Annotated in this window: 11 protein-coding genes; 7 read left to right on the forward strand and 4 right to left on the reverse strand. The window is 61.9% G+C overall.

Annotated features, from left to right (window positions below; all coding sequences use genetic code 11):
• From FDP25_RS11735 to FDP25_RS11760, 6 genes are read left to right on the forward strand one after another with little or no spacing between them, the layout of a single operon-like run.
• The gene (locus FDP25_RS11735; RefSeq protein WP_343032033.1) at positions 1-1,014 is read left to right on the forward strand and encodes a glycosyltransferase family 2 protein; all 1,014 of its coding nucleotides are present in this window, start codon (positions 1-3) and stop codon (positions 1,012-1,014) included.
• Entirely contained in the window at positions 1,011-5,633 is a 4,623-nt protein-coding gene (locus FDP25_RS11740) for a MupA/Atu3671 family FMN-dependent luciferase-like monooxygenase (RefSeq protein WP_154151929.1), read from the forward strand. The genes FDP25_RS11735 and FDP25_RS11740 overlap by 4 nt, the downstream gene beginning before the upstream one ends.
• Positions 5,634-5,638: 5 nt before the next feature.
• A complete protein-coding gene (locus FDP25_RS11745; protein WP_172982789.1) occupies positions 5,639-6,337 on the forward strand; it encodes a 4'-phosphopantetheinyl transferase family protein in 699 nt (232 codons plus the stop codon).
• Between the two features lie 32 nt (positions 6,338-6,369).
• Positions 6,370-7,326: a hypothetical protein gene (locus tag FDP25_RS11750; protein ID WP_154151932.1), complete on the forward strand. Its 957-nt coding sequence runs from the start codon at positions 6,370-6,372 to the stop codon at positions 7,324-7,326.
• Positions 7,323-9,761, forward strand: a complete 2,439-nt coding sequence (locus tag FDP25_RS11755; RefSeq protein WP_154151934.1) for a hypothetical protein — start codon at positions 7,323-7,325, stop codon at positions 9,759-9,761. Before FDP25_RS11750 ends, FDP25_RS11755 begins: the two co-directional genes overlap by 4 nt.
• Positions 9,754-10,593: a glycosyltransferase family 2 protein gene (locus FDP25_RS11760; protein WP_343032034.1), complete on the forward strand. Its 840-nt coding sequence runs from the start codon at positions 9,754-9,756 to the stop codon at positions 10,591-10,593. The genes FDP25_RS11755 and FDP25_RS11760 overlap by 8 nt, the downstream gene beginning before the upstream one ends.
• Here the strand turns inward: FDP25_RS11760 and FDP25_RS11765 are convergent.
• A complete protein-coding gene (locus FDP25_RS11765) occupies positions 10,590-11,795 on the reverse strand; it encodes a glycosyltransferase family 4 protein (RefSeq protein ID WP_343032035.1) in 1,206 nt (401 codons plus the stop codon). The two genes, FDP25_RS11760 and FDP25_RS11765, sit on opposite strands and share 4 nt — an antisense overlap.
• A gap of 221 nt (positions 11,796-12,016) precedes the next feature.
• Between FDP25_RS11765 and FDP25_RS11770 the strand changes: the two genes are divergently transcribed.
• Entirely contained in the window at positions 12,017-13,375 is a 1,359-nt protein-coding gene (locus FDP25_RS11770) for an oligosaccharide flippase family protein (protein ID WP_154151936.1), read from the forward strand.
• Positions 13,376-13,379: 4 nt separating this feature from the next.
• On the opposite strand, the gene FDP25_RS11775 is transcribed toward FDP25_RS11770, so the two are convergent.
• From FDP25_RS11775 to FDP25_RS11785, 3 genes are read right to left on the reverse strand one after another with little or no spacing between them, the layout of a single operon-like run.
• Positions 13,380-14,756, reverse strand: coding sequence for a GumC family protein (locus tag FDP25_RS11775; protein WP_246175825.1), 1,377 nt, complete (start codon positions 14,754-14,756; stop codon positions 13,380-13,382).
• Between the two features lie 59 nt (positions 14,757-14,815).
• The gene (locus FDP25_RS11780) at positions 14,816-15,631 is read right to left on the reverse strand and encodes a CpsD/CapB family tyrosine-protein kinase (RefSeq protein ID WP_154151938.1); all 816 of its coding nucleotides are present in this window, start codon (positions 15,629-15,631) and stop codon (positions 14,816-14,818) included.
• Between the two features lie 38 nt (positions 15,632-15,669).
• Positions 15,670-16,440 carry a sugar transferase gene (locus FDP25_RS11785; RefSeq protein ID WP_154151940.1) on the reverse strand — a complete coding sequence of 257 codons (771 nt, stop codon included), beginning with the start codon at positions 16,438-16,440 and terminating at the stop codon, positions 15,670-15,672.
• Between the last annotated feature and the right edge of the window lie 89 nt (positions 16,441-16,529).

Raw genomic sequence — 16,529 nt, forward strand, 5'->3', positions numbered from 1 at the left:
GTGACCCAGCCAAGAATCCTCACGGTGATCCTGAATTATCGCACGCCCGACTTGACGTTGAAGGCGACGGAAGCCGCCGTGCGCGAGATGCGCGGATTGGGTGGTGAAGTCGTCATCGTCGATAATGCCTCGGGTGATGGGTCATTCGAGGTCATCAAGGCCAAGGGAGAGCAGGAAGGCTGGACCAAGGACGGGTTTTTGCGGGTTGTGCAAAGCCCGGAAAACGGCGGTTTTGGTGCGGGCAATAATTTCGGCATGCGGTTGGCGATGTCCTCGGGCGAGGAGCCGGATTTCTTCTATGTCCTGAATTCCGATGCTTGGCCCGATCCGGGGGCGGTGGAAAAACTGCTGGATGTGATGCAGGCCGAGCCACGCGCGGGGCTGGTGGGCAGCTATATCAAGGGCACCGATGGGGTGCCGCATTGCACGGTCTTCCGCTTCCCGTCGGCCAGTGGCGAATTCGAAGGTGCGGCGCGGACCGGGGTTATCACCAAGATGTTCAAATCTTCGGTCGTGCCGATGGAGATCCCGACGCAGACCGCCCAGGTGGATTGGGTGGCCGGGGCCTCGGTGCTGATGCGGCGCGAAATGTTGGATGAGATCGGCCTCTTTGATGAAAGGTTTTTCCTTTACTACGAGGAAACCGAACTCTGCCGCCGGGCCGCGCAGGCAGGGTGGCAAACGTTTTACGTGCCGGGTAGCGAGGTGGCGCATGTCGGCTCGGCCTCGACCGAGATGAAGGCTTGGGCGCGCACGCCGCGGTATTGGTTCGACTCGCGGTTTTACTATTTCACCAAGGTGCACGGGCGGGCCTATGCCATTTGGGCCACGCTGGCGCGATTGGCGGGCTGTGGCATTTACGGCTTGCGACGTCTGTTGACCGGAAAACCGCAGCGCGACCCGCCCGGTTTTACCCGTGATCTTCTTTCCCATTTTCTGGCTGCGCTTGTGTCGCGCGGTCCATCCCGGCGCGATGTTTCCTTGGCCCGGCCTATGACGGAGGACAACAAATGACCTCATTCTCCACGCTTTTGATTGGTGACGAATCCCTTTTGGTGGGTTGCGGTGAGCACCTGCTTGAAAAGGGCCACGGTATTGCGGCGGTTGTGACGCGTGATGCGGGCGTTCGGACTTGGGCCGAAGGGAAGGGCATTGCCGTGATCGAGGCCATGGGCGATGTGGCCCAAGAGGTTGCGCCGGGTTCGGTGGATTGGCTGCTGAGTATTGCCAACCTGCGGGTCATCCCGCAGGCCGTGCTGGATTTGCCTGCAAAGGGGGCTGTGAACTTTCACGACGGGCCTTTGCCGCGTTATGCGGGATTGAACACCCCGGTTTGGGCGATCCTGAACGGGGAATCCGGGCATGGCATCACATGGCATATGATCGAGGGCGGCATCGACGAGGGCGACATCCTTGAGCAACGCATGGTGCCGATTGCCGAGGATGAAACGGCCTTTAGCCTGAACTCCAAGTGTTATGCGGCGGCGATGGACAGTTTCCCGACGCTGGTTGCACAATTGGAAAGCGGGGAGTTGCAGCGTCAGGCGCAAGATCTGTCGCAGCGCAGTTATTACGGGTTGGATCATTGCGCGCCGGCGGCCGCGCATCTGGATTTCAGCAAACCGGCGGCGGAGGTCGCGCGCATGGTGCGGGCCTTGGATTTCGGCGGGTATCGCAACCCGGTGGCCACGGCCAAGGTTACGTTGGATGCGCAATTGGTGAGCGTGGGACAGGCCGAGGCGGAAAGCACTGTCAGCACCGCCGCGCCGGGGACGGTTTTGGAGGTTATGTCAGACCGATTGCGCGTGGCGACGGACGGCGGGGTTGTCGTTCTGTCGGCGTTGCGCAGCACCAAGGGGCAACCGATTGATCCGGCGCGTTTGGTGAATGCGGGGGATGTTCTGGTCATGCCCGATGTGGCCGCCTTTGAGGCAGCCGCCAAGCGAGCGGCGAAAGCCGAGGCGGCGTGGATCAATGCGCTGTCGGCGATGCAACCTGCGGACCTGCCCTTGGCGCACGCTTCGGAAGACGGGCCGACGTGGCAGAGCGTGGATATGCCCGCTGTTTCGGAACTGGACGAGGCGGGGATCGCGGCGGTGGCGCTGGCATGGTGCCGGATGAGTTGCGGCAACCGGGCGGCGACGCTGGCCTATACCGACGCCGGGCTTGATGAGGCGGCGCAGGCCGCGCCGGGCCTCTTGGCGCACTGGGTGCCATTGGGGGTGAATGAGGCCGCGACCGGGACTCTTGGGGCGGTACGCGACGCCTTGGGCAAACAGATCACCCGCGCGGCGGAAAAGGGCGGCTTTGCCGCAGATCTGGCTTTGCGTCTGCCCGAATTGGACGGGTTAAGCGTGCCGCAAATGGCCCTCCACCGTGGGCAGGACGCGCCAGTGGCCGAAAGTGTTGTGACGCTGGCCGTGGCGGGCGATCAGATGCGTCTGCACTATGATGCCGCGCGGCTTTCGCCCGAGGCGGTAGACCTTTTGGCAGTGCGCTTGAAAGTGGCTTTGGAAGCCTGCGCCAAGGCGGGCGATGCCGTGGCCTTGGTCGACCTGGCCCCCTTGCCGGACGGCGAGGCACGGCAGGTGACGGAAGGCTGGAACGATACGCTTGCCGATCTGGATGGGCCTTTGACCATTCATGCCGGGTTCGAGGCGCAGGCCGAGAAAACGCCCGGGGCTGTGGCACTGGTCTTTGAAGATCAGGAATTGAGCTATGCCGCATTGAACGGGCGGGCCAATGCCATGGCGCAGGTGCTGCGCGATCAAGGTGTCGCGCCGGGAAGCCATGTGGGCCTTTGCGTGCATCGCGGGCCGGAGTTGTTGATTGGCGCGCTGGCCATTCTGAAGGCGGGCGGGGCCTATGTGCCGCTTGATCCGGCCTATCCGGCGGATCGCTTGGCGCATTACGTGACCGACAGTCAGGCCAGCGTGGTTCTGACGCAGGAGGGCTTGCGCGGCACGCTGCCCGATACCGGGGCCAAGGTCGTGACCTTCGAGGCGCACCCCGAAGTGGCCGAAGGGTTGGCCGAAAACGTGGACGGCGGTGCGGGCGCGGATGATCTGGCCTATGTGATTTATACCTCCGGCTCTACCGGGACGCCCAAGGGCGTGATGGTGGAACATGGCAATGTCGCCAATTTCTTCACCGGCATGGATACCGCCGTGGACCACGAGAACGGTGGCGTCTGGATGGCGGTAACAAGCCTTGCCTTCGATATTTCGGTGCTGGAGCTGTTCTATACGCTGGCGCGGGGTTTCAAGCTGGTTCTGGTCAGCGACGAAGGGCGCGCGGCGGTTTCGAACGGTGCGATCAGCGGGTCGGGCCGGAGGGCCGATTTCAGCCTGTATTACTGGAGCAATGATTGCGAGGCCGGGCGCGGCAAATATGAACTTCTGTTGGAGGGTGCGAAGTTTGCCGATGCCAATGGCTTTGACGCGCTTTGGACGCCCGAGCGGCATTTCCACGCTTTTGGCGGGCCTTACCCCAACCCGGCGGTGACCGGGGCGGCGGTGGCCGCAATCACCCAGAACATCCAGGTGCGCGCCGGGAGTTGCGTGGCACCCCTGCACCATCCCGCCCGGATTGCCGAGGAATGGTCGGTGATCGACAACCTGACCAATGGCGGGGCGGGGCTTGCCATGGCGGCGGGCTGGCACCCCAATGATTTTGTGCTGCGCCCGGAAAACACGCCGCCCGCGAACAAGCAGGGGATGTTCGACGCCATCGACCAGGTGCGCCGCCTGTGGCGCGGCGAGGCTGTGGAGTTTCCCAATGACAAGGGCGAGATGCTGCCGGTGCAGACACAGCCGCGCCCGGTGAGCGAGGATATTCCCATCTGGGTCACCACGGCGGGCAACCCCGAGACGTGGCGCGAAGCGGGCCGCATCGGCGCGCATGTCCTGACCCACCTTCTGGGCCAGAGTATCGACGAGGTGGGCGAGAAGATCACGCTTTACCACGATGCCCTGCGCGAGAGCGGTTTTGACCCGGAGGATTTCACCGTGACGGTGATGCTGCACACCCTGATCGGTGAAGATCGCGAGGCCGTGCGCGAAATCGCCAAGGGGCCGTTGCAGGACTATCTGCGCAGTGCAGCGGGTCTGATCAAGCAATATGCCTGGGCCTTTCCGGCGTTCAAGAAACCCAAGGGCGTGGACAACCCGTTCCAGCTTGACCTGTCGGCGCTGGACGAGGATGCGATGGAGGCGATCCTTGAGTTCGCCTTTGATCGCTATTTCAACGATTCCGGCCTGTTCGGCACGGTCGAGGACGGCATCGCACGGGTTGAGCAACTCAAGCAACTTGGCGTCGACGAGGTGGCCTGCCTGATCGATTATGGCATCGACAACGCGCATGTTCTGGAGGGGTTGACCCATCTGGCGAAGGTGTGCGAGCGGTCGAATGCGGCGGCGGAACTGGCCGAGGATGATTTCTCGATCGCCGCACAAATCATTCGCCATGACGTGACCCATATGCAGTGTACGCCCAGCATGGCGCGGATGCTGTGCATGAACGATGAGGCGCGGCTGGCGCTGGGCCGGGTGAAGCATCTGTATCTGGGCGGTGAGGCCCTTCCCGGGAGCTTGGTGGATGATCTGCGCCGCTGCACGCGGGCGCAGATCACCAATATGTATGGACCCACGGAAACCACGATCTGGTCGGCGGTGCAGGCGGTGGATGCATCGGTCAGCGGGACAGGGGCCGTGGCCATCGGCAGGCCCATCGGCAATACCTCGGTCTATGTGTTGAACGAGGCTGGTCAGCCCTGTCCGGTGGGTGTTCCCGGTGAGTTGTTGATCGGCGGCAAGGGCGTTGCGCGTGGCTATTGGCAGCGGGACGAGTTGACGGAGGACCGCTTCGTTCCCGATCATGTCACGGGGCATGGCCGGATGTACCGCACCGGCGATCTGGTGGCCTGGAGTGCCGAGGGGCGGCTGATCTTCCTTGGTCGCAGCGACCATCAGGTGAAAATCCGGGGCCAGCGGATCGAACTGGGCGAGATCGAAGCGCGGCTTGCCGGGCATTCATCGGTACGCGAGGCGGTTGTGATCGCCCGGGAGGGTGCGGGCGACGTGCCAGAACTGGTGGGGTATGTCATCGCCGATACCGACGTGACCGAGGAAACCCTGCGCGGGCATCTGTCGGAGGCGCTACCCGAGGTCATGGTGCCGCGTCATGTCGTGACGCTGGACCATTTCCCGTTGACCCCGAATAAGAAAATCGACCGCAATGCCCTACCGGCGCCCGAGGCGAAGGCCGAACCCGAAGCCGTGGTGGAGGCCCCGGCGAAAGGCGGTAGCGCCGAGACCATCGCGCGTATCTGGGGGCGGGTTCTGGGCGTGCAAGGCGTGCAGGGTAGCGACAGTTTCTTCGAACTGGGGGGGCATTCCCTTCTGGCGGTGCAGGCGCACCGCGAAATCCGCGGCGAACTGGAAGTGGCCAAGCTGGCGATCACGGATATTTTCCGGTTCCCCGTCTTGAACGCACTGGCGGCGCATGTGGATGGATTGTTGGGCACGACGCCCGAACCGGCAGCCGAACCTGCGGCCGAGGACGCGCCGGATGTCAGTGAAACGATGTCGCGGCGGCGGGCCATGCGGGCGAACCGGGGGCGTCGCGCGGGATGAACGACTTGGCCGACATATTCGCGGAGGACACGGTCGAGGCCCTGGCACGGGGCCTGTTCCCCGAGGACGTGACCATGGGTTTTGCCTTTCCGTGGGGCACACCCGAGGGGTTGCTGCCCGGAGAGGCCTCGGGCCTGCGCCGCCCCGGCGAAAAGCGGTTGGCCGAATTCGCCGCGGGCCGCCGCGCCGCGCATCAGGCGATGGAGCGTTTGGGCATGCCGGTGCGGGCCGTGGCCCATGGGCCGGACCGCGCGCCGGTCTGGCCGCGGGGGGTGGTGGGCAGTATCTCGCATAGCGATACACATTGCCTTGCGGTACTGGCCAAGGCCGGAACCTATGCGGCGCTTGGCCTTGATCTGGAAGAGGACCGGGATTTGCCACGTGATCTGATCGAGGTGGTCTGTAGCCCGGCCGAGCGCGGCTGGCTGTCGGTCCAGCCCGAGGGTGAGCGCGGGAGGCTGGCCCGGTTGATTTTTTCGGCCAAGGAATGCGCCTACAAGGCACAGTATGGTGTGACACAGCAATTGATCGGCTTCGAGGCGTTCGAGATTACGCCGGACCTTGAAACCGGCCAGTTCGAGGCGACCTTCACGCAGGATGTCGTGCCGTTCAACCGGGGGGCTTGTTTGCACGGGCTATTCAGTTTTGGCGGCGGGGTCATCCTGACGGGCATGGCATTGCCGCGTGAGGGCGTCGCGGGCTAGGTTCCAAGGGCAGATGAGCAGGGATTCGTGGCATGGCTGGATGGCGGCGCAGGCTTCTTTTGATACCCGTCGCGGTTTTAGCGGCGGTGCCATTCCTTCGCGATTGGTTCGGGCCTTCCAAAGCTGAGCCGGAGGCGGTGGATGCGGCTTATGCCGCACGCTTGGCACCTCCGGAAGGGCTTCTGCGAGTGTATCACCTTGGGCATTCCCTGGTCGGGCGCGACATGCCCGCGATGCTGAGGCAGCTTGCCGGTGAGGGGCATGAGTACGAGGTGCAGCTTGGGTGGGGTACCTCGCTCAAGCACCATTGGGAAGAGGATTTGCCGATCAATGGGTTCGAGCGTGAGAACGATCACCCGCGTTATCGTGATGCGAAGGAAGCTGTGGCATCGGGCGAATATGACGCCGTGATCCTGACCGAGATGGTCGAGATACGCGATGCGATCAAGTACCACGACAGCGGAAGGTACTTTCCGAAATGGGCGGAACTGGCGCGCAAAGGGAATCCTGACGCGCGGGTGTATCTTTATGAAACATGGCATCCGCTGGATGATCCCGAGGGCTGGCTTGCGCGGCTGGATGCGGATCTGGCCCGTTATTGGGAAAAGGGCGTTTTGTTGCCCGATCTGGCGGTGAATGCCCCTGACAGCCCGGTCCGGGTGATCCCGGCGGGGCAGGTCATGGCGCGCTTTGTGCGCGAGGTTGAGGCCATTGGCGGTGTCGGTAATATCCGTACTCGTGAGGACCTGTTCGCGCGGGCAGAGGGTGGCAGCCTTGACCCGATCCATGTCAATGATCTGGGGGCTTATCTGGTGGCGCTGACCCATTACGCGGTACTGTATCACCGCTCACCCGAGGGCCTGCCGCATGAATTGCGGCTGGCCGATGGTCGCACGGCAAAGGCCCCGAGTGCAGAGGCGGCGGCGCTTATGCAGCGGATCGTCTGGGAGGTGGTAACAGGTTACCAAAAGACCGGGGTGGCGCAATGAACCTTGGTGCGATCCTTTTGTCGGTGCTTTTGGTGGGGCATAGCCTGTTCGGCCAAACCGGGCCGCGCATGTTGGAGCAGTTGTTAAAGGCCGGGGGTCATGCGCCCGAGGTTTCCGCGCAGATCATCAACGGTGCGCCGCTGCGTTATAACTGGGACAATGGCCGTGAGGCCAAGGGCGATAACGCGCGCGAGGTTCTGGCGCAGGGCGGCGTGAATGCGGTGATCCTGACCGAAGCCATCCCATTGGCCGATCAGATCAAGTGGAATGACAGCGCCGGGTTTGCCGGAAAATTCCATGCCTTGGCAGTTGAAGGGACCCCAGAGGCGCAGGTGTTCCTGCAAGAGACATGGCCGCGTGGCGCGCCGGGGGCGGAATGGCGCGCGGCGATTGCCGCGCAGGCCGAGGAATGGCAGGGCATCGTTGACGATGTGAACGCGGCCCGGCCCGACGGCAGCCCCCCCATGCGTCTTTTGCCTGCGGGACAGTCGATGCTTGCCTTACATGCGGCAATCGAGGCGGGGGAGGTCACCGGGCTGGATGGGCTTGGCCCGCTGTTCGACGACGACATCCACCTGAGCGACCTGGGGCATTACTATATCGCGTTGGTGCAATATGGGTTTGTCACCGGGCAAAGCCCCGTGGGCCTGCCGCATCGCCTGACCAATCCTTGGGGAAAACCCTATGATGCGCCGCCCAAGGCCTTGGCGGCAGAGTTACAGACGGTGGCGGCGGGGGTTGCCGGTGGTGGGAAGACAGCCAAGGCCAGCCCAAAGGTGAAACAGCCCCCCGCGCCGCAGGCCGGTGGGAATATCGGGATCGGCCTTGCGGCAGTCAATGATTGGTCGGTGCAGCAGCCTTTTCTGGATGTAATGAAAACTGCGCGCCCATGGATCGTGCACAGGCCCGGCCAATGGGGCGGTGCAGGGCATGCCGAACTGGTTGAAGGCGGGTATCTGGACGAAGACGGTTGGCCCAAGCGCCTGCCGCGCGAGATGGGCACGCTGGGAACCGTGATCCTGACCGACCTGCCCGAGGAAGCAACCTATACCGAAGGACGCTATCGATTGTCCTTCGAGGGGAAGGGCATCGTCGAAGTGGGTGGCCGCGCCCGGAACACACGTTACAGCAAGGGCGAGGTGCGGTTCGATTTCACCCCCGGCCCGGGGCCTGTCGATATCCGTATTCAGCGTAGCGACCCCGAAGATCCCGTACGCAAGATCAGTGTCGTCAAGGAAGAGCATATCGCACGCTTTAAAGCGGGAGAGGTGTTCAATCCGCTTTGGATTGATCGGCTGCGCGGCCTCAAGTTGTTGCGCTTCATGGACTGGATGGAGACCAACAACTCGGAGATTTCCCAGTGGTCCGACCGGCCCAAGCCCGAGGATTATACCTATGCCCTCAATGGCGTGCCTCTGGAGATCATGTTGCAACTGTCGCGAAAGGTTGGGGCCGATGTCTGGCTGAACATCCCGCACCGCGCCGATGATGCCTTTGTCAGGGACTTCGCGGCGATGGTGCGCGATGGCCTGCCCGAGGATCGCAAGGTTTATGCGGAGTATTCCAACGAGGTTTGGAATTTCGCCTTCGAACAGGCACGCTGGGCCGCTGAACAGGCGCAGCGGCGTTGGGATGCCAAGGATGCCGGCGCACAGTTCTATGGAATGCGCGCGGCGCAGGTGGCGCGGATTTGGTCCGAGGCTTGGGGCGAGGATGGGTCGGAACTCATTAACGTGATTTCAAGTCAGACAGGATGGCTTGGCCTTGAGGAACTGGTGTTCGAGGCGCCGCTCTGGATGGCCGAACCCGAAAGCGACGGGGTGCCGCCTTGGATTGCCTTCGATGCCTACGCGGTGACCGGATATTTTGGTGGCATCCTTGGCACCGAGGCTCGCGCCGATCTGGTGAAGGGCTGGCTTAATGAAAGCCGAGCGGCCGCGGTGGAGGACGGTCACAACATTGGCCTGACCGGCGCCGAACTGGATGCCCATGTAAAGGCGCATCGGTTTGACCTTGCCATGCGCAATGCGGGGGAAGAGTTGAAGGATGGTGCCCTGAGTGGGGATGCCGCCGATACCGTGGCCGATCTCTTGGGCCGGGTGTTGCCTTATCACGCCGAGGTGGCACAGGCGCATGGCCTGCAACTGGTCATGTACGAAGGGGGCAGTCACGTCGTGGGTATCGGCGAGGCGGTGAATGACGCGGAATTGACGGCCTTCTTTCAGGCACTCAATTACTCGCCCGAAATGGCCGTGCTTTATGACCGGCTTCTGCACGGGTGGCGTGACCTGACAGATGGTGTTTTCACGGCCTATGCCGATGTCTACGCGCCCACGAAATGGGGGAGTTGGGGGCACTTGCGCCATCTGGGCGATGATAACCCGCGGTGGGATGCCCTGCGCGCGACCCTGACATGCGAGGTGAATTGTGAGTAACCCATTGGTGTCCATCATCCTGCCTGCCCATGACGAGGCAAGCTATATCGGTAATTGCCTGCGGGCGCTTCTGGCGTCTGATCCGGGTCCCTATCGGGCCGAGGTGGTGGTCGTGGCAAATGCCTGTTCGGACAGTACGGCAATGGTTGCGAAACGCTTTGAAGATACCGCCTGCGCCAGGGGCTGGACCCTGTCGGTGATCGAGACCGAGACACCCGGCAAGCTGAATGCGCTGAACCTCGCCGAGGAAACGGCCCGGGGGGATGTCCTGATCTATCTCGATGCTGATGTGATCGTCTCGCGCCCGCTTGTGTCCCGGATCGCCGAGGCGCTGGATACCCCGGCGCCGCGCTATGCCTCGGGCCAACCCGAGGTACGCGCGCAAAGTGGCTTTACCCGCGCCTATGCCCGGATCTGGCAGCGGTTGCCATTTATCGCAACAGGTGTGCCGGGGTTCGGGGTGTTCGCGATGAACATCGCGGGGCGGGCGCGCTGGGGGGCGTGGCCCGAGATCATTTCGGACGACACCTTTGCCCGGCTTCACTTTGCGCCCGATGAGCGAGAGCGCGTCGTGGCGCGGTATTCGTGGCCGATGATCGAAGGGTTCTGGAACCTTGTCAAAGTGCGCAGACGGCAGGATGACGGGGTGGACGAGGTCGCCAGTTATTATCCGCACCTCATGGAAAACGACGATGTGGTGCCGCCCGGCAAGATCGAGGTGCTGCGCCTCGGGCTGTCAGACCCTCTTGGACTTGCGGCCTATCTGGCTGTGAAACTGGCGGTCAGGAGCGGGCTGGCCGAGTCAAAGCAATCGTGGGTGCGGGGGCGTTAACCCGTTGCTTGCGCAAAATGTTTGGCAAGTTCTGCGGCCTCTTTGCTCACATCATGCCGGTCGAGCGCGCGGGTGCGGCCCGCGCGCCCCATCCCGGTAAGCGTTTCGGCGTCGCAAGCGGCCAGGTCATCCACCGCCTGCGCCAAGGCGTCAGGGGCACCCGCAGGCACCAGCCAGCCGGTTTTCCCCGGCTGCACCAATTCGGGGATGCCCGCGATATAGGTGGCGATCACCGGGCGCCCTGCGGCCATGGCCTCCATGATGACCATGGGCAGACCTTCGGCGAAACTGGGCATGACAAGGGCCTGCGCGTTGGTAAGTTCGGTACGCACGTCATCCTCGGACAACCAGCCGGTGAGGGTGATGTTTTGGCCCAATCCATGCGCCTTGATTGCGGCCTCGATCTGTGGGCGCATCTCACCGTCACCGACCAGTGAAAGGTGTGCCTCGGGGTGGTCTTCGACGATCCGCGCCATGGCCTCGATCAGGGCGAGTTGCCCCTTTTGCTCGGAAAACCGCCCGATGGAGACAAGCCTTGGCGCACCCGGTGAGATCGGCTCGGGGGCAGTAAATTTGTCCGGGTCGATCCCGCAATGCACGACCTTCAGGCGGGGCCAATGGGCGTGGTCCACCCAGCGGCAAAGTTGACTGCGGCCAAAGCTGCTGATGGCGACGGTGAAAGCGGCACCGGCCATCTTATCGCCTAAAGATAGGGCGGCGGGGGCGTCGAATTCTTCCGGCCCATGCACCGTGAAACTATAGCTTGGCCCGCCGATGGTATGGGCCAGCATGGCAACGGTGGCCGAATTCGTGCCGAAATGGGAATGGATATGGGTCACGCCCGCCCCTTCGCAGCGATTGGCAATATAGCAGGCTTCGGCGAAGTAAATAAGATGACGTAGCCGGCCCATTGGATGGCGTGCGCCTGCCTGCATGCCCTGACACAGCCCCCGCCACCAGGCGCGCGGGGATTTGAACAAACGGGACAGTACCGCGCGCCCAAGGGCAGGTGCGCCTTTTTCCAGAACGTAATCTGTCTGCGCCTCTTCCTCGTGGTCCTGCGAAGCGACCAGTGGCATCGTTGGTCGCCGCATGGCCAGCCGCAGGATCGGCGTGCCCTGCGCCTCAAGTGCACGCACCTCGCGTCGGATGAAGCTATGCGAGGGTTGCGGGTAGGTATTGAGAACATAGGCTATGGTCACGGGGGGCGTCCGCCTTTGGAAAACTGGTCTGATCCTTTCCTATCCGCTTTGGCCCGATCGGGAAAGCGGCGGCGGATCGCATCGCGCGACAGTCTTGAGGCCCCCGCGCGATTGTCGCCTGTTCGCGGCAAAAGCGTTTGAAAAACCTTGGTTTCGTTGACCGTTTCATAGGTGGCGCGTACCTTGGCGCAAAATCGAGACCACCGCCGGAGCGCGCATCCATGACAACCCTGACACAGGCATTCCGGGGCAACCGGTTGGTGGCCCGCGTGTTGCGCAGTTCCTCTTGGCTGGTGCTTGGTTACGGCGGAAGCCAAGCGCTCAGGCTGGCCTCGAACCTGATCCTTGCACGGCTCTTGTTCCCCGAGGCCTTTGGCCTGATGGCCCTGATCAATGTGGTAACCGTGGGCCTGATGATGTTCTCGGACGTGGGCATTGGCCCTGCGATTTCGCAAAACAAGCGCGGCGATGATCCAGCGTTCCTGAACACGGCGTGGACGATACAGGTGATCCGGGGCTTTTGCCTTTGGGGTGTGGCCTGCCTTTTGGCATGGCCCGCTTCGCAGTTATACGACGCGCCCGAACTGGCCAGCTATCTGCCCATCGCGGCGCTGTCTTTGATCCTTGCGGGGTTCAACCCGACGCGGATCGAAACCGCGCACCGGCATTTGCTGGTGGGGCGGTTGACGGTGTTGAACCTGACGGGGCAGTTCATCGGCATCCTGAGCATGATCGTTCTGGCGTGGATCACCCAATCGGTGATCGCCCTGGTGATCGGCGGGGTGATCGGGGCCGCGGCGAAACTTCTTCTGACGCATGTCTTCCTGCCCGGTGAGGCCAATCGTTTTCAGTGGGAGCGTGCCGCGGCCAAGGAATTGATCCGCTTCGGGAAGTGGATATTCCTGAGCACGGCGTTCTGGTTTGTCACCAGCCAGGGTGACAAAGCGATTCTGGGCCGGTTCCTGAGCCTTGAGACCTTGGGGATATATAACATCGGGTATTTCCTGGCCTCCTTTCCGCTGCTTCTGGGGCATGCGGTGACACAGAAGGTCTTGATCCCGGTTTATCGCGAAATGCGTCCCGAGGAGGGTTCGGCAAGTCAGGCCAAGCTGCGCAAGTTACGCGTGGCGGTGACTGTGGGGATCATGGGCCTTTTGGCCGTTATGGCCTTTGTCGGGCCGTGGCTGGTGGATGTGCTGTACGATGATCGCTATGCGCAGGCGGGCGCCATGGTCGTCGTGATTGCCTGTGCCCTCATCCCACAGGTGATTGGCGTGACCTATGATCAGGCTGCCTTGGCCGCCGGGGATTCCAAGCGGTTCTTTGTCTTCTCTGGAACGCGCGCGGGTATTCAGGTGACGGCGCTGCTGATCGGGATCACGCAGTTCGGATTGCTGGGTGCGATGGTGGCCATGGGGCTATCTGCGATCGTGATCTATCCGGTGTTGATCTGGCTGGCGCGGGTCCACGGGGTCTGGGATGCGGCACATGATGCGGCGGCCGGAATTGCCGCGGGCGTGATCATCGCCCTGGCGGTCAGCCTGCATCTCACGCAAATTCTGGAGTTGGCAGCGCTGTGAGCGATCAAGCCTTGCCTTGGGTGTCGTGACCATGGCCCGAGGGTCTGGAAAACGCGTTTTTGATGCGCGTAAGCCAACTTTTCTTGGGCGGTTTGACGGGTTCGACATCCATAACCGGGATGGTGACCACAGGACTTACGCCAAGACGTCGTTTCATCTGTTGGCTGCTGCGGATTACCGGGTGCCGCAGATCGAGGATAAAGGCAACACCTAGCCCCAATAGGACGCTGGCAAAGGCCCCCATAACGACCATTTTCTTGCGGCTTGAGGTCATCGGGAACTCCGGCAGGGCCGCCGGTTCAATCACGCTCAGGCGTTCGGATTGCCGTTGACGCTCCAGCTTGAAACCCACCTCGGCCTCGGCGCGGCGGGCGCTTATGATTTCAAGCTGATTGCGCAGGTTCTGGCGCTGGCGATCAAAAGCCCCCAATTGGCGTTCGATGCGGGGGGACCGTTCAATCGTCTTGCTGAGTTCTTCGGCCCGAGCCTCAAGCAGGGATTTCTGGTTTTCAAGCGCCTGGATCTGGGCTTCGAAGTTGCGTGTCTGCCGTTCGAGTGTTGCCTGACGTTGGCCCTGATCAAGTTGAGAAAGCTCTTGTTTCAGGGTGATGATCTCGCGCTCGATCTCAAGGATCGCGCTGCTGACCGTGGCAACCTGTGTCTGACGAAACTCAAGGCTTCCAGAGATCGCAAGGTTGTTCTCGCGGCGATAGGCGGTGATGTCGTCTTCCAGCTCTTCAAGCTCGGCAAGAAGCTTTTGTTCCTCGCTGGTGAAAAAATTGAGCGTTTCACGCGCTTGTTCCAGGCGCTGATTGGCGCTTATCTCGATGGTGCGGGTGGCGAATTCATGCGCCAACTGCTGGGCTTTCTGAGGGCTGTCAAAGGTGGCGGTGATCGTGATCACCGATACCGTGCCATCATCGGCAAAACCCTCACGCGCGGCGGCCACGCCATTGATGGTCACGGCCTCGCGGATCATGGCCACCTTCTCGGTCTGGGCAAGGCCTTCCATGCCATCGAAAAGGCCATATTTTTCGCCAACCTCAAGCAGGTTGCCGCGCGTCATGAGCTGTTGCTGGATCAATTGCAGTCGACGCGCCGAGGCGCGATCCACCGTAGTTGGGGCCAGTTCGTCATCTACCTTGGGGCGCTTGACCTGTATCACCTCGGACGATCGGTAAAGGTGGGTCTGCTGCATCGCGACAAACAGCGACAACAGACAGCCAAGCACCGTGACAAGCAGAATGACCCGGATACGGCGACGTACCAGGTCAAGGAATTCTTCGATGGAAAACAACTGCTCCAATCGGTCACCTGCCTTCTGACCCTCGGACACGACAAGATGCCCGACGGTTGGGTGGTTTGCCGGCGTGTAAACCATTACAAACCGGCAAAACTATGGCGTATGTCTGGATAAACTGTATCCGGGCCGGGAAAAAATCAATCTTGGGTGACGCGCCCGCGATTCAGGACAACACCCAAAAAGTTCGACTGGCCTTCGATGATGCTCTCGCATTTTTCGATGTGGCGGCGCGTGGTTTGTGTGGCATCCGCAATCAAAAGCACACCATCGACATTGGGCAGGAAGGCCGCCGCATCGTCATACTCCAGCATCGGGGGCAGGTCATACAACACCACGTCGGGCAAAAGCGCGTCTTCCATATCTTCGAGGACGGCGGCACTAACCTGATCGTGCAATTGCTCGGAAGCATCGGGATTTGCCTCGGTGTTCAAGGCAAGTGCAAGTGTGTCAGAGGCGCGGAACATATGCCGCTCCATGCTGATGCGACCACACAGAAAATCGCTGATCTTCCAACTTTCATTCAGGCCAAGGGCCTTTGCCACGCCGGGCGCGCGTTGATCGAGATCGACAAGCACCGACCGAGAGCCGGGCACACGCGCAAGGCTTTGGGCAAGGTTGACCGCGGAAAACGTGGCGCCGCAGCCCGCGGTGGGCGCGACAACGGCAACCCTGCTCCAGCCTTGTTGGCGCAGGGTTTGCACAAGCCGGGTCCGAAGAAGATCAAAGGCCTTGGACGCGGGATGTTCGCGGTTACAGTCCACCAGCGGCGCGCCGGTCAACAGGTGTTGCCGGGTATCGGGGCGGATCAGGCGCAGGGCGCCCCATGCATCGGTCCGTGCCGTGACACGACCATTCCCGAACAGCAAGCCGCCGGACGCCTGCGCCCCAACCGAGGCGTTCGCGGATGTCGCGACAATCTCGTGCTTTTGGTTCGTTGCCGGGGGGTAGCTCATGTTCATAACGGAGGATCCCGAGTGTGATGGTTTCTTGGTCAATATCCGGTCCGGCGCAATACGACGCCCACTGTTTTCGCGATGATCTTCAAATCTTCCAGGAAGGAGAGCGAGGAGTCATAGCCTGTGTCGATGGTTGCACGATGCGCAAAGCTGTTTTCGTTGCGATCCGAGACTTGCCAAGCACCGGTGATGCCCGGGCGCAGGGCGAAATAGGAAGACGGATCAGGATAAAGCGGCAGCTGGTCGGGCATCATCGGGCGCGGTCCGACAACGCTCATTTCGCCTTTGAGAACGTTCAAGAACTGGGGCAACTCATCAAGTGACGTACTGCGAAGAAAGGCCCCGACCCGCGTGATGCGGGGATCGTTCTTTAGCTTCTGGGTGGTTTCCCATTCTTCGCGAAGCGCCTCGTCCTTGGCCAACAGGTTCTTGAGCTCCTGTTCGGCATTCGTCCCCATGGTACGCAGTTTGAGGATGCTGAAGGTCTTGCCGTTCGCGCCCAGACGCTTCTGGCGGTAAAACGGTTGCCCGCCCTCAAGCCAGAGGGCTAGGGCGCAAACAAGGGTCACGGGCAGGGTTATCGACAAAGTCATCAAGACGAACGTGATATCCAGAACCCGTTTGCCGTGTTTTCTATAGCGGCTTTGGCCGACACCCGACTTGCGAAACGGAATGGCGGGCCCGCGCAGGAGGGCCGGGTCGCTGCTGGCCGCGATCGTCAACTGGGCGCCATCCGGTGCCGAATGCAGCTTTTCAAACTTGTTGAGCTCTTTGAAAGAGCCTTTCACGAACGTACCATGTTTCATGGTTGCCCCCCCGGCAACGATAATTACACTTTTCACCAACTTCCGACATTGAACAGGTGTCGGGCGCGTTTCGAACTGCGGGGCGGTGT

This window comes from Roseovarius bejariae, from assembly GCF_009669325.1.
Classification (GTDB): Bacteria; Pseudomonadota; Alphaproteobacteria; order Rhodobacterales; family Rhodobacteraceae; genus Roseovarius; species Roseovarius bejariae.